The 13487-nt window shown below is 60.7% G+C and carries 9 protein-coding genes; 3 read left to right on the forward strand and 6 right to left on the reverse strand.

Annotation, left to right across the window (positions count from 1 at the left end):
* The first annotated feature begins 31 nt into the window (after positions 1-31).
* Together AB4N92_RS15620 and ddlA are read left to right on the forward strand one after the other, a co-directional pair.
* On the forward strand, positions 32-670 hold the full coding sequence (locus AB4N92_RS15620) for a LysE family transporter (protein ID WP_069673378.1): 639 nt from the start codon (positions 32-34) through the stop codon (positions 668-670).
* Positions 671-714: 44 nt separating this feature from the next.
* Complete coding sequence (gene ddlA, locus AB4N92_RS15625) at positions 715-1809, forward strand: D-alanine--D-alanine ligase (RefSeq protein WP_236267228.1); 1095 nt, start codon at positions 715-717, stop codon at positions 1807-1809.
* On the opposite strand, the gene pgeF is transcribed toward ddlA, so the two are convergent.
* Genes pgeF through AB4N92_RS15640 form a run of 3 tightly spaced genes read right to left on the reverse strand, consistent with a single transcriptional unit; the run spans position 1799 to position 5195 of the window.
* On the reverse strand, positions 1799-2524 hold the full coding sequence (gene pgeF, locus AB4N92_RS15630) for a peptidoglycan editing factor PgeF (RefSeq protein WP_042571033.1): 726 nt from the start codon (positions 2522-2524) through the stop codon (positions 1799-1801). The genes ddlA and pgeF overlap by 11 nt on opposite strands.
* A gap of 25 nt (positions 2525-2549) precedes the next feature.
* Positions 2550-4379 (reverse strand): gamma-glutamyltransferase, encoded by a 1830-nt coding sequence (ggt, locus tag AB4N92_RS15635; RefSeq protein ID WP_236267227.1) that lies wholly within the window; start codon positions 4377-4379, stop codon positions 2550-2552.
* Positions 4380-4415: 36 nt separating this feature from the next.
* Positions 4416-5195, reverse strand: a complete 780-nt coding sequence (locus AB4N92_RS15640; RefSeq protein WP_010213357.1) for a PhzF family phenazine biosynthesis protein — start codon at positions 5193-5195, stop codon at positions 4416-4418.
* Positions 5196-5375: 180 nt separating this feature from the next.
* On the opposite strand from AB4N92_RS15640, the gene AB4N92_RS15645 reads away from it, so the two are divergent.
* Positions 5376-9674 (forward strand): AvrE-family type 3 secretion system effector, encoded by a 4299-nt coding sequence (locus AB4N92_RS15645; protein ID WP_460127516.1) that lies wholly within the window; start codon positions 5376-5378, stop codon positions 9672-9674.
* A gap of 2 nt (positions 9675-9676) precedes the next feature.
* Here the strand turns inward: AB4N92_RS15645 and idi are convergent, their stop codons facing one another.
* Genes idi through AB4N92_RS15660 form a run of 3 tightly spaced genes read right to left on the reverse strand, consistent with a single transcriptional unit; the run spans position 9677 to position 13273 of the window.
* Positions 9677-10219 carry an isopentenyl-diphosphate Delta-isomerase gene (idi, locus tag AB4N92_RS15650; RefSeq protein ID WP_010213355.1) on the reverse strand — a complete coding sequence of 181 codons (543 nt, stop codon included), beginning with the start codon at positions 10217-10219 and terminating at the stop codon, positions 9677-9679.
* A 31-nt stretch (positions 10220-10250) separates the two neighbouring features.
* Positions 10251-11057 carry a class I SAM-dependent methyltransferase gene (locus AB4N92_RS15655; protein WP_236267225.1) on the reverse strand — a complete coding sequence of 269 codons (807 nt, stop codon included), beginning with the start codon at positions 11055-11057 and terminating at the stop codon, positions 10251-10253.
* Positions 11054-13273: a cytochrome P450 gene (locus AB4N92_RS15660; protein ID WP_233094831.1), complete on the reverse strand. Its 2220-nt coding sequence runs from the start codon at positions 13271-13273 to the stop codon at positions 11054-11056. Before AB4N92_RS15660 ends, AB4N92_RS15655 begins: the two co-directional genes overlap by 4 nt.
* Positions 13274-13487 lie beyond the last annotated feature (214 nt).

The following is a 13487-nucleotide window of genomic DNA, read 5'->3' on the forward strand; positions in this document are numbered from 1 at the left end:
TTCGTGCCTTGCACTGATGGAGCGGCCTCTCATGGATTTTTCCAACCCCGCCTACCTGGCGCCCCTGGTTTCGCTGGCCCTGCTGTGGACGGTGGCAGTGGTGACGCCCGGCCCCAACTTTTTCAACACGGCGCAATTGGCCGCCAGTTGTTCGCGCCGCCATGGCGTGGTGGCATCGGCCGGCGTGGCGACGGGTACCATCCTGTGGGGACTGGCCGGAGGCCTGGGGATCAAGTCCTTGTTTACCGCTGCGCCGATGCTGTACCTGGCGTTCAAGATCATGGGTGGCTGCTACTTGATCTACCTCGGGTTGAAGCTGTTCAAGCGCTCGGCACCGGCCATGGGCCAGGGCATGCTGTCGGCTGAGGCACGGCGCTCGTTGTTTTCCGCATGGCGACTGGGCCTGCTGGGCAACTTGTCCAACCCCAAGGCGGCGCTGTTTGTGGCCACCATCTTCGCGTCCACCATGCCGCCGTCTCCCTCGCCGATGCTGCTGACCCTGGCGGTAATCACCATGGCCACCTTGTCGTTCAGCTGGTATTCGTGTGTGGCCCTGGTGTTTTCCAGTCAGCGCATGGCCGACCTTTACAGCCGTTCACGCAAATGGCTCGACCGCTTTGCCGGGGGCTGCTACCTGTTGTTCGGTGCACATCTGGTAGCGAATCGCTGACCACACGTGGTAAGAAGCCTTACTTTCAACAGTGAGGCCGGTTCATGAGCAAGGTGCGGGTAGGTATTATTTTTGGTGGCCGGTCGGCCGAGCATGAAGTCTCGTTGCAGTCGGCGCGCAACATTGTTGATGCGCTGGATCGTTCCCGTTTCGAGCCGGTGCTGATCGGCATCGACAAGGCCGGCCACTGGCACCTCAACGACACATCGAATTTCCTGCTCAACCAGGAAAACCCGGCCCTGATCGCCCTCAACCAGTCCAACCGCGAGCTGGCGGTCGTGCCCGGCAAGGCCAACCAGCAACTGGTGGAAACTTCGGGCACGGGCCTGCTGGAGCATGTGGATGTGATCTTCCCCATTGTCCACGGCACCCTCGGCGAAGACGGTAGCCTGCAAGGCCTGTTGCGCATGGCGGACTTGCCTTTCGTCGGCTCCGACGTGCTCGGCTCGGCCGTGTGCATGGACAAGGACATCAGCAAGCGCTTGCTGCGCGATGCTGGCATTGCGGTCACCCCGTTCATCACCCTGACCCGTAGCAACGCGGCACGTACGTCGTTTGAGGCTGCGGTGAACAAGCTCGGCCTGCCGATGTTCGTCAAACCCGCGAACCAGGGTTCCTCGGTAGGCGTGAGTAAAGTCGGCGATGAAGCCGAGTACCACGCGGCCGTCGAACTGGCCCTGGGTTTTGATGAAAAGGTGTTGGTTGAATCCGCCGTAAAAGGCCGTGAAATCGAATGCGCCGTGCTCGGCAATGAAAACCCCATCGCCAGTGGTTGTGGGGAGATCGTGGTGAGCAGCGGTTTCTATTCCTACGACAGCAAGTACATTGACGACCAGGCTGCCCAGGTGGTGGTGCCGGCCGATATCAGCCAGGAAGCCAGCGAGCGCATTCGCGGGTTGGCCATCGAGGCGTTCGAGGTGCTGGGCTGTTCCGGTCTGGCACGGGTCGACGTGTTCCTCACCGACGACGGTGAAGTGCTGATCAACGAAATCAACTCACTGCCCGGCTTCACCCGCATCAGCATGTACCCCAAGTTGTGGCAGGCGGCGGGCATGAGCTACAGCGAGCTGGTGAGCCGGTTGATCGAGCTGGCATTGGAGCGGCATGCGGGGCGTAAGGGGTTGAAGATCAGTCGGTGAGACGAGCAATCCACGAATAGATCAACGTCTTCTGTTCCTCCGGGTTATGCGTCCTTCGGCGATAGCTGGCAAAGGTGGGAGAGGTGCAGTAAGTGCACACCTTACTCACCTCGATCTGCTCCCGCCGGATGCCGGCTGCTTGCAGCAACATCACCCCATAGCCACTCAAATCAAACCACGCACTGCCCGCATGCCTGGCGTGGGGTGGTGCGATTTCAGGTGGCAGCAACGGCGCGGGCTGCGCGGCGCTCCACGGCGCTCGCCCGTTCAACCACAAGTGCCCCTGATCCGCCTGGAACTGTGTGATAAACCCCTCGCTCACCTCATAGCAGCATGGCTTGATCGACGGTCCGATCGCCACCCGCAACTGGTCGACGGCAATGCCTTCATCAGCAAAACGCTGCACGGCGTTAGCTACAATCCCGCCTTGCAAGCCTTTCCACCCGCCATGGACGGCCGCTACCTTCTCGCCGTTTGTGGCGGCGATGAGAATGGGCAGGCAATCGGCCGTGATCACCGCGATGGGGTGGGGCTCGCCGGTATATACCCCATCTGCCTCCACCGTATTGGGCACTGCGCCGGCTTGCCATTCAATCACTGAGGCGCTGTGCATTTGCTTGCAGATGAACACCGCTTCCGGGCGCAGCGGATCATCGATCGAACAAAAACCGTGGTCGATGCCGGGAATGGCGCCGAGGTTATCTGCTTGCTGCACGGGCGTTTCTCCGTTGAATGATTAATCAGTCGCCGACCGCTTCGCCTTCACGCCGAGGGTCGGCGCCGCCGCTCAGCGACACCTTGCCCTGGGCATCCCGGGTGAGGACGATGGCCTGGATGCCGCTGGTCATATCGATCTCGCTCAGCGCATGGCCTTTGTCCTTGAGGGCCTGTTTCAGCGCGGGGCTGAACAGGCCGCTTTCCAGTTCGGTCGCGCCATTGCGGCTGCCGAAGTTGGGCAAGCTGATGGCGGCTTGCGGATCGAGTTTCCAGTCGAGCATCGCCACCAGGGACTTGCTCACGTACTCGATGATTTGTGAGCCACCGGGGGAGCCGACCGTGGCCAGTAACTCGCCGCTCTTGCGGTCGAACACCAGGGTCGGCGCCATGGCCGAACGCGGGCGTTTACCCGGCTCGACGCGGTTGGCCACGGGCTGGCCGTTTTCCTCGGGGATAAACGAAAAGTCGGTCATCTGGTTGTTGAGCAGGAAGCCCTGGACCATGACATGGGCGCCAAACGCCGCTTCCACCGTGGTGGTCATCGACACGGCGCCGCCGAGGTCATCCACCGCCACCACTTGCGATGTGGAAATGCGCAGCGGCGATCGATCCGGTGCGTAGGCCACCTGGATGCCCGCCGGCACGCCCGGCTTGGCGATGCCCATGCTGCGCGCGCCGATCAGGGCGGCACGTTTTGCCAGGTAATCCGGCGCGACAAGGCCCGCCACCGGCACCGGGACGAAGTCCGCGTCGGCGACGTAGAGGCCACGATCGGCAAAGGCCAGGCGTCCGGCTTCGGCCAACAGGTGCACGGCTTCGGGGGTTGGCTCGAGGCCAGCGGGCGACGGGCTTTTCAGCGGTTGCATCGCTGCGATGGCCAGGGCAGGATCGCGGGCTTCCAGCGCCTGCAAGGTGCCGAGGATTTGTGCGATGGCGACGCCGCCCGAGGATGGCGGCGGCATGCCGCAGACTTTCCATTGTTTGTAATCGGTGCACAGCGGCGTGCGTTCCTTGGCGGTATAGCCCTTGAGGTCCGCCTGGGACAGGCTGCCGGCGTTGCGATGGCCCTGCACCTTGCGTGCGATCTCATCGGCAATCGGCCCTTGGTACAGCGCATCCGGCCCTTCCTTGGCGATGCGTTTGAACACATCGGCCAGCGCCGGGTTTTTCAACAGGGTACCGGTGGCTTTGGGTGTGCCATCGGCGTTCAGGAAGTACGCCGCCATGTCCGGCGATTGCGCGATATAGCGGTCGGCCGCGATCAGGCTGTGCAGGCGTGGAGAAATGGCAAAACCCTGTTCCGCCAACCGGATCGCCGGCTCGAACAGCTCGGCCCATTGCAGGTGACCGGTCGTCTTGTGCGCCATTTCGAGCGCACGCAATACCCCAGGGGTGCCGACCGAGCGTCCGCCGATCTGCGCTTCCGGAAATACCATCGGCTTGCCGTCAGCCCTCAGGAACAACTGCTGCGTCGCCCCGGCCGGAGCGGTTTCGCGGCCGTCATAGGCGTGCACCTTTTTCCCGTCCCAGAGCATGATGAACGCGCCACCGCCGATGCCGGAAGACTGCGGCTCCACCAGGGTCAACACCGCCTGCATCGCAATCGCCGCATCGATCGCCGAACCGCCCTTGCGCAGCATTTCGCGCCCGGCCTCGGCCGCCAGCGGGTTGGCGGCCGCTGCCATATGACGCTTGGCCTGTTGGGTGGTGAGGTCGGTGCGATAGCCTGAACCCAGCTCCGGTGCCGGTGGCGGTTCGTTGACAGAGGTGTTGCATGCAGCCAGGGCGAGGGCTGCGGCAATCACCGACAGTTGACGGCGGGAAATCGAAAACACGCGCTGAACTCCGTTCATTTTGAGAATGATCTGTTGTCCTTGGGGCACTGCTTTTTACAGGTAAATCGTGCCTTGCAGGTAGAGCACGGCATGGCCGGAAATGATCACGCGGTCACCCTTGAGTTCGCAGCGCAGCTGGCCGCGGCGCGTTCCGCCTTGCTCCGCTGTCATGCTCGACTTGCCCAAGCGTTCGGCCCAGAACGGCGCCAGTGACGTATGGGCCGAACCGGTGACCGGGTCTTCATTCACGCCCACGTTGGGCCCGAACCAGCGGGAGATAAAATCGAACCGTGCGCTTTTGGCGGTCACTGCAATCCCGCGTTTCGGCAAACCCTTGAGGTGGGCAAAATCCGGTTTCAGTGCGGCGACTTGCGCTTCGTCTTCCAGCAACACGATGTAGTCATCGGTGCTGAACACTTCGGCCTGTTCAATGCCCAGCGCGCTCAACATTCCATCGGGTGGCTCACAAGGCTGGGGTTGCTTGGCCGGGAAGTCCATTGCCAACTCGTCACCGTTACGCGTGACCCGCAGTTCGCCACTGCGTGTCGCAAAGCGCAACACTTCAGGCGCATCCCCCAGCAGGTGAATCAACACCCAGGCCGCCGCAAGTGTGGCGTGGCCGCACAGGTCCACTTCGACCTCCGGGGTAAACCAGCGCAACTCGTAGAACTCGCCACGGGGTACGAAATAGGCGGTTTCGGAGAGGTTGTTTTCCGCTGCGATGTTTTGCAGTTGCTCATCGCTGAGCCACTCGGTCAGCGGGCACACCGCAGCCGGGTTGCCGCCAAAGACCGATTGACTGAAAGCGTCGACTTGAAAGATATCCAGTTTCATCGAAAGCACTCCGTGTAGGGATGGAGCCGGACACTAACAGTGGGTCAAGCGAGCGTCAAAATACAGTTGAGTGGTTTTTTCGTGCGCATGCAGTCGCCGTTGTGGAAAGGCCCGTGGTGGAACCAAACAGGGCGGATGCCCACTAGACAGCTGTGATGAATTTTGTTTGGGAGTATTGCCATGCGCACGGAATTGAAAGCTCTTTTCAAGTTACAGAATGATCTGGTGGAACGCTTGAAGAGGCCGGGCCAGGAACTGTCTCCGCCAGTGTTGCTGCACTATCAACCCTTGCACCCGACCTCAATGCAGTTCGATGTTTCCCTCAACGATGGCAAGGTACAGGCTGATACGACACTGACTGGCCGTGATATCGCCCACCACCTCAACCAGCCCAATAAACACTATGTGGCTGATGGCCCTTCGACAGCAGGTACGCATACGTTGCGGATGAAGGACGAGCGCCAGCATGTGTTTCACATCCATTCCACACCGGCGGTCGCGGCGGTGTTCAAAAGCAGCCTTCCGGATGCAACCGGCGACGTTGTCGAGAGTCCGGGGCGCGCGCATCTGGGCAGCGTCAGCGCGGTTCAAACGACGTTGGATGGCCAGCAGTTTCGCCTGGACGGCGATCGACTGTTTCGCTTTGAATCCCTCACACTGCCGTGGATGCATGACGCAGACGCTCGTGCATTCAGCCGTATTGGCCTGACGAACGAGGGGCAGTTGCTAAAGACCCCCAAGGGCGTTGCCGACAGCAGTGCGCATGGCCGCACTACGGTGCAGCTGAACCAGGCCCGGGAGGCTTCTTTGGTGCATGTCCAGGGCGGGAATGTGCAGGCCGTGCAGCCGGTGGATGAGCTGGGAGCGCCCGTGCAGCTCGCCCGTATCGGGTTGTCGGGAAACGCGCTGTATGGCGCGACCACGGACGGAGAATTGGTCCAAGCAGACCTGCGCATAGCGCGAGATCAACAGTTGCCGATGGTCCGTCAACCGCTTGAATCGCTGGAGCGGGCGTTGAAGGGAGCCGTCAGTGTCGAAGGCTTCTTTCATGATGATGCGGGGCAACTCAATGCTCAGGTTCGCGACGCACGTCAGCAATTGCACAGCGTGCCCCTGGGGGACGCGAATACCCTACGTCCGCAATGGAACCTTAGCGACGTGCTGGTCAAGGGCATCGAGAAAGGCCTGCCGCTGCCCAGCCAACACGCACTGGCGGCGGCGGTCGATCTGGGACAGCGGGGCAAGGTTGCCTTGGATGCGGGCAACCTGTTGACCTGGGACGCGGCGGCGCAACGTTGGCAAGACACCGTTCAGCCCGGTGTCGAGCATCTGGAGCGTGGGTTGGATGGTCGTGCCTATGTGCTGCAAGAAGGGCAACTGAAGGCCGTGGCCATCAGCCAAGTGCGCGATCCGCTGATGGAGGGTGCCAGCCATGACTTGGCCGCTCTTCCTGCGCCGCGCCCGCAAGTGTCCCTTGACGAAGTGCTCGCAGGGGATAGTCAGCGGCGCATTACCGGATTCGCTGTCGCTGACGGCCGCAATTTTGTCACCGTCGACCAGACCAACCAGCTTCAGGTCCATCACGATGGGGACGCCCAGCCGTTACACGCGTCACCCGCGATTGACATCAAAACACTGGCCCTGGATCACGTGGGCAATCTTTATGCACATACCCAGGGCGGAGAACTGTTCAGGTTGAATCGCGAAGCCTGGCAGGGTACTACCGCGGGCGTGCAGCACTGGAGCAGCGTTGAACTTCCGGGTCGCCAACCGTTGGAGTCCTTGCGGATGGACGCTGATAAGCACTTGATTGGGGGGTGGAACAAGCAGCTCTACCGACTGGATAATGCCAGCGCCTCAGCACTGGAGTGGGGCCCGATGCAATCGACGACCCCGGCGCCATCGTTAGCCGACACGTTGGCCAGTACGCAACTGCGCGCGCAGTTTCCCGGCGGGGCATTGTCAGTCGGCAGCAATGTCATGGGGCAAACCCGTGAGGGGGTGCCGCTCAAGCGTCAATATTCTCAAGGGATCAGCGCACACTTTCATCCCCTGGAGGCTCTCAGCCAAAAAGCCAAAGGTGTTCAGCAGCACTTCAATGGCCGCAAGGGGTTGGAGGGCATCTACGCTGACGATCGGCGACTGCACCAGCAACTCACTCCTCTCGCGCAGAGCAGGCCGGTTTCGGCTGACTTGGATCTGCGGCTCACCGCGTTGAGCGAACCAGGACCGCGACAGGCCCTGGCCGGGCAGATCCGCCAGGCGCTGACGCAGGTGGAGGAGAGTAGCCAGTCAAGCGCACGCCGCTTGGGCGACGCTCACGGTGTAACGTTCGACCCCAAGCCCACATTAAACAGGGCGGAAATCAACCCTGGCTCGACGCTGCATCAGCTCTATGAAGCGTTCAAGAGAGTCTCTCCCTCGTCGGAAAAAACGACCGCCGCGTTGTTGGCCAACTTTGAGGGTCAGGGCGTGACGCTTCCCACGGCCAAGCCCGGGGGCAAGCGGGACCTCGATCACCCCTCGGCATTGATCGAAGGCGACCTGATCCATCATGCGAGCACGCTCAAGCAATTGGCGGACCTGGTACAGGCGCTCGACGCTACGTCAGGCCATAGCCCGAGCGCCTTGGCACGCTTGGAAAAGTCTCTTGCGGATGTCATGCAAGCGTTCCAGGACAGCCCCGTGCACACATTGGCCAGCCAAGGTATCGCCAGTTATGCGCAGGCCGAATCCTTGTATGGCAACTTCAAGCTGTTGGCCAAGGACCTTGGCACACCCGGCTCTGCGCTTCACTGGCATCTTTCGGGGCTCCTGGGGTTGCCCAAGGATGCCTCCATCAAAGACGCGATGACGCAGCAAGTACAGCAACTGAGCAGTGGCCAGACCCTTTCCCCGAGCCGAACCCAAGGCAAAAGCCTGGGGTTGATGGTGACGGGGATAAAGCCAATTGCCCCCGTAGAGTTTTTCCTGGGCGTCTCCAAGTCTCATACCCATGGGGTAAGTATCAGCCGTACCGACAAAGGCGCTCGGGTTGAAATCAGTTCGGACGACATGCGGCGACTGGCGGGTTCGGTGGGCTCGGGCGTGACCTTAGGCAAAGGATCGGGCGCAGTAGGGCCGGGCTTGAGGGTTGCAGCGGAACTGACGGCCGCAGTTGCAAAAAACCAGGGGGCAAGCATCGCCTTCGACGTCAAAGAGGCGGACTTTGGCAAGATGATGTCGATCCTTACCGGTGAGACAGGTAGCGTCTATGATCTGCTGGCTTTGGGGGAGGAGCATGCGGCAGGTAAGAGTTCGAAGGTCAGTGGTGACGTCAATGTGGACGCACTTGCGCAATTGCGCTTGATGTACAGCCCGCAGGAAGACATCGCAGAGCTGGACTCGGTTATACGTGCTGGCGTTGGCGGGGTGGCAAACCTCAATCTTTTCCATACCGATAAGAGTCAGTCCGCCACACGCACTGCAACCGGCACCCGTCACAATGCGGCAACCAGCGCACAGTTCCTCCGGCAAGGAGGCGTGGGGGCCAATATCGCGCCCCTCAATGCGTTAGCGTTGGTCAGCGCCGAAAGCGGTGGGCCCAGCGCGGCGGTGTTTGCATTGCCGGAACTGTCGGTCATGGTCAAGTTTGATCGCGGCGAATCGCAGGCCTTCAGTTTTTCTTTCAAGCATCCGCAACCGGTGACTCAGTCTCAGGTTGATGACCTGAAGCGCAGTGTGTCGCTTTACTCACCGACGTTCAGGCAGGATCTGGCTGCGATCGAGCTGTCGGGGAATACGGTGGATCAGCAGCTAGCCTCGGTGCAACGGTTTCTCGCGACGCACCCGCCGATAGCGACGAAGCCGGATGCTTACCATGCCATCAGCCAGTCATTGAATGGGTTGATGGTCCAGCAGGACCTGGTGAAACAGGGTCTTCGCCAACTGGCGTCAGTGGAGTCTTCTGTCACCCGCGTGGGGTTAAGGGACGATGGCCGTCATACCTGGCTGGATGATGTGGCGCCGGCCAACAAAGCGGCGATCGAGCAGTGGTTGAGGGATGACCCACAATTTGCCCAGGTGCTCGATCAGTTGCAGCATGGCGAGGGCATTTCGGTGACGCTTGGCATGGAGCTCAAACCAGAGATCCTGCGAGCGATAGAGCGCAGTCACCTTGCCGGTGAAAGTTCTGAGCCGCTGATCAGGCGCGCACTGAGCGATCGCACCAATCTGCGGGTCAAACACATGAGTCTGAGCTATACCGCCACCCAGTCCCATGGCATGTCGATACCCGCGATGACGAATCTCAGTTTTTCCAGCAGTGCGGGCCTGAGTCATACCCAGAAGCGCGTCAATGCAGACCTTGAATATGGTCTGGACGCCGATAAGCCCTTGCGGATGAACCTGAACGACACGCTGGGCAGCCGGCCGGGCAATGATCTGACGATTGACCTGGGAGACCTGCGTGTGAGGACACCAAGCCTGGCAAGGCGCTGAACTTATTCCTGACATGCGGGGGTATCGAATGTGGGGTGCTGCGCTAGCAGGCGGCACCACTGCATTCGAAACCAGGGTGTGAAGGGGACTGCCGGATCTGAAAGTTGGGCTGATACTTGCGCGCGGGTCAGCCACGCGACCTCACTGACTTCCTCCGTGGTCGGGGAGACCACCGCGTCAGATTGAGCAATCAATACATGACAAAGTTCGTGTTCTGCCCCGATCGAACCAAAGTGCGCATGGTATTCAAAACTGTACAGCGAGCGGCAGGAGGCAGAGATCCCCAGTTCTTCGCGCAGACGGCGTGACGCCGCATCCGGAACAGTCTCGCCGGGTGCCGGATGGCTGCAGCAAGCATTCGACCAGAAACCGGGCCACAGCATTTTACCTGCTGCGCGACGTTGAATCAGATGGCGCCCGGCGCTGTCGATCAGGTGTACCGAAAAGGCGCGATGCAGCCGTCCCGTTCCCAGGTGTGCGTCGCGTTTGTCACACACACCGATCTGAATATCGTGTGCATCGACTAAAATCACTTTGTCGTTCATCGGGTGTCCTCTTTCGTGCAGATGCGGTCGCTTACCCACGTTCGGGCACTTGTCCCCAGGCGCTGATAAACGTCAAAGCGGCCTCGGTGAACGTCGGGGAGGCGCGCAGTCTGATCATGGCATCAAGGTCGTTCTGAGAAAGTAGGCCGCACTTGAGCAGTGCCGGCCCGGCGTGTGCTGTAGTTGTCGCCCAGAAGGCATCAGCCGGGCTGTCGTCGCCGATTCGGCCTTCCAGGGTGCGATAGCCGATGTTGGAAAGCCCCCGTTCACGTAGCCGGTCTGGAAGGGTATCGGCCCAGAGCATGTCTGATTCAATGGACTGCTCCAGGAGCGTGACGCCGGCCTGGGCGACTTTGCGGAACAACGGGTTGGCTGTTCCAAGGCTGGGTTGCAGACTCACATCTTCGATTACCAGCCAGCCGCCTGGACGGACCCAGGTGGCCAATCGGGTCAGAATGTCTTCGCGTTCGGGAAGGTGGCACAACAAGGCCCGAACGTGCACCACGTCCAAAGACGCCGCAGGAAAATCATCGGTCGCGGCATTGTGAGTGATCACCCGAATGCCGGGTATGTCGGTGAGAAATCGGGGGTCAATGTCGGTGGCGATGACAGTCGCGTCGGAGTATCGCGTGCTCAGCCAGCTTGCGAATGATCCAGCGCCTGCGCCGAGGTCAAGAATGGTCGGCCTTTCCGGGAGAGGCAGCAGGCCAAAGACTGTTCGACTCAACGGGTCAAAGGCACGCTCCAGGGTGCGCAGCCGCATTAGTTGGCCGGCCTGCTGATCACCGAGATAGCTGTTGGTGTAGCCGGGTTCCTCGGCTGGGCCAGTGGTGTTCACAGTGCGACCTCCAGCCGGTCGGGGCAGCGGTTGAGGAAGCCGTGTTCGGCGGGCTGGAACCCTGGAGCCCAGCGCACGCCTGGAAAGGTCTGTAGCAGCAGGCGGGCGCCGATCGTGATCTCCATCCGTGCCAGTATCGATCCCAGGCAGAAATGCCGACCCGCTCCGAAGGCAAAATGATTTGTCTCCTGGTGAGGGCGCGACATATTGAAGGTGTCCGGATCGGTGAAGTGGTCTGGATCACGGTTGGCCGAGCCGATCAGGCAGGCGAAGGTCGCGCCGCAAGGAATGGTTCCAGACGGCAGCTCCAACGATTCACGGGCCTCCCTGAGAACGAGCTGCAAGGGAGGATTGCGTCGCAAGGTTTCTGCGAGCGCATTGTCCATCAAGTCTGGATTGGCCATCACCGCCTCCTTGACGCCGGGCTCGTCCAGCAGGTTCACAATGAGATTTGCCAAGGCACCGTGGCTGGTCTCGCTGCCGGCCGTCATCAGGATCGCGCAGTAGGCTCTGACGAACGCCTCGGACAATGGCTGACCGTCAACCCGTGCCGCCAGAAGATGAGAGATCAAATCGTCGGTGGGTACCGTGCGTCGGGCGTCGATATGTGGCTGGATGAAATCGTAGAAACGGTCGCGGTTGGACAATCCACCGGTCAACAGGGTCGGATCCTGTCGATAGTTGCCCATGTAGGTGAAGCCAATGGCACACCACTTTTTCAGCTGCTCTACCTCTTCAGTGGTCTGCGCCGGGAGACCCAGTGCACGGGCCATCACCCGCACGGGCAACGCGCAGGTGAAGTCGGCAATGAGGTCCACCTGGTGACGGCCCTGCATCTGCGCCAGCAGGTCCATGCTCGCCGAAGTGATCGATGCTTCGAGTACTTCGAGGGCCTTGCTGCGGAACGACGGGCTCAATAACGCTCGATGCTGGGCATGCTCACAGCCGTCCATGGCGACAAGGGTGTGCCCCAGCAACGGTCCGATCTGCCAGCTGTAGTTGTTGCTGCTAGCTCCGGGATGGGTCAGCGCTGCTTTGACATCCGCATACCGGCTGACCAGCCACACATCCGTGGGCTCGTCGTAGACGATCGGCAGCGTGGTACGCAAACGCTCATAAAGGGGGTAGGGGTCGATTTCGAATTGCCGGGATTTCAGGGTAGGCGGGGTGAGGTTCAGGTCCACCTGCTGGTTGATCCGACCCGTCGGGTCGTTGGCCTGCAGGTGATACCGGGACACGCTCCTGTGCCAGTCGCCCGCCGCACGGGCAACCTGACGCAGTCGGTCCGGGTCGGTGGCGGCGGATGGTCGTTGGCGGGTGTGCTTGGCGGCGAGCTCGGTGAATGCCGAGACAGCCGCGTTCACCATCTGATGGGCCGCTTCGATCGATGCAGGCCAGTCGGTGCCGGCGCTGTCCGCGAGAATCGACACCAGGTTGAAGCGCTCGCCACACACCACATCTTTGGCAATCGAGTGGATATCGTTTGTCCAGGTGATGATATCGGCAGCGTGCTCCCGCAGCCTGCTCCACCATTCGATATCGGCTGAGTGTTGGTAGGGGTCGAGCGTTTCGGCCGCATCGATGAGATCAAAGAAGAACAGTGCACCGAACGAGTCCCGTCGCAACGGCAGATATTCGGACAGTGTGAGTGCCGCTCCTGTTTCGCGCATGTTTACCAGTGTCGCCTGCGCACGCAGGTGTCTGAGCAAATTCTGTACAAGTCTATGCCGCCAACGCTCGTTACCCCAGTTCCGTGTCCGTGGCCACAGATCATCAATCAGGACACCGAGCATGGGGTCATCAAATCGGCCGATTTCATCCAGCGGATCGGCACCGTCGTTCTCGGTTATTGCCTGCACCGCTGTGACGAAACGCTCCAGTACGCCATTTTCTGCCCAGGGCCCATCATCGATTCGGTCATCGAGTATGAGTGCCCACAGATACCAGCACACCAGGGTTTCGGCTTGCTGCGTGGGCGCCTGCCCGCACAGCGCCATCCCCAGGTCGAGCAGCGCAGTGGTACTTAGCCGGTGTGCCCCTCGGCGACCGATCAGGCCGTATCTTTGCGCCCAGGCGAGCACACGCTCCCTCAACACATCGTGATCAGAGCGCGGTGTCGGGTTGGAGAATGGCAGTTGTATGTCGGGAATGATCAGCGGTGTTGGCGGTGCGACATTCACCTCTGAATTGTTTGTCACAAGACATCCTTGTTTCATATCCAAGCAGCCTCCGCTTGAGGGCAGTTCAGGGCAATGTGGCTGTATTCAGCCATGGGGATCATGCTTGGAAGCGAATGTCTTCGGATGTAGTCGTTATCTGATGTCGATACCGGAAATCACACAGAACGGATACAGAAATGGAGTTTCAGTGCTCGTGGTTAACCCAACTGTCGCCCTGTGGTGAGCATTTCCGGGCCGATGAGCGTGTCGC

This window comes from Pseudomonas sp. S3_A09 (genome assembly GCF_054668065.1).

Bases quoted from the DNA above. Each gene is read 5' to 3' on its own strand.
- AB4N92_RS15660 (WP_233094831.1), bottom strand. From the start codon at position 13,273: ATGAAACAAGGATGTCTTGTGACAAACAATTCAGAGGTGAATGTCGCA.
- ddlA (WP_236267228.1), top strand. From the start codon at position 715: ATGAGCAAGGTGCGGGTAGGTATTATTTTTGGTGGCCGGTCGGCCGAG.
- AB4N92_RS15620 (WP_069673378.1), top strand. From the start codon at position 32: ATGGATTTTTCCAACCCCGCCTACCTGGCGCCCCTGGTTTCGCTGGCC.
- AB4N92_RS15645 (WP_460127516.1), top strand. From the start codon at position 5,376: ATGCGCACGGAATTGAAAGCTCTTTTCAAGTTACAGAATGATCTGGTG.
- idi (WP_010213355.1), bottom strand. From the start codon at position 10,219: ATGAACGACAAAGTGATTTTAGTCGATGCACACGATATTCAGATCGGT.
- AB4N92_RS15640 (WP_010213357.1), bottom strand. From the start codon at position 5,195: ATGAAACTGGATATCTTTCAAGTCGACGCTTTCAGTCAATCGGTCTTT.
- ggt (WP_236267227.1), bottom strand. From the start codon at position 4,379: ATGAACGGAGTTCAGCGCGTGTTTTCGATTTCCCGCCGTCAACTGTCG.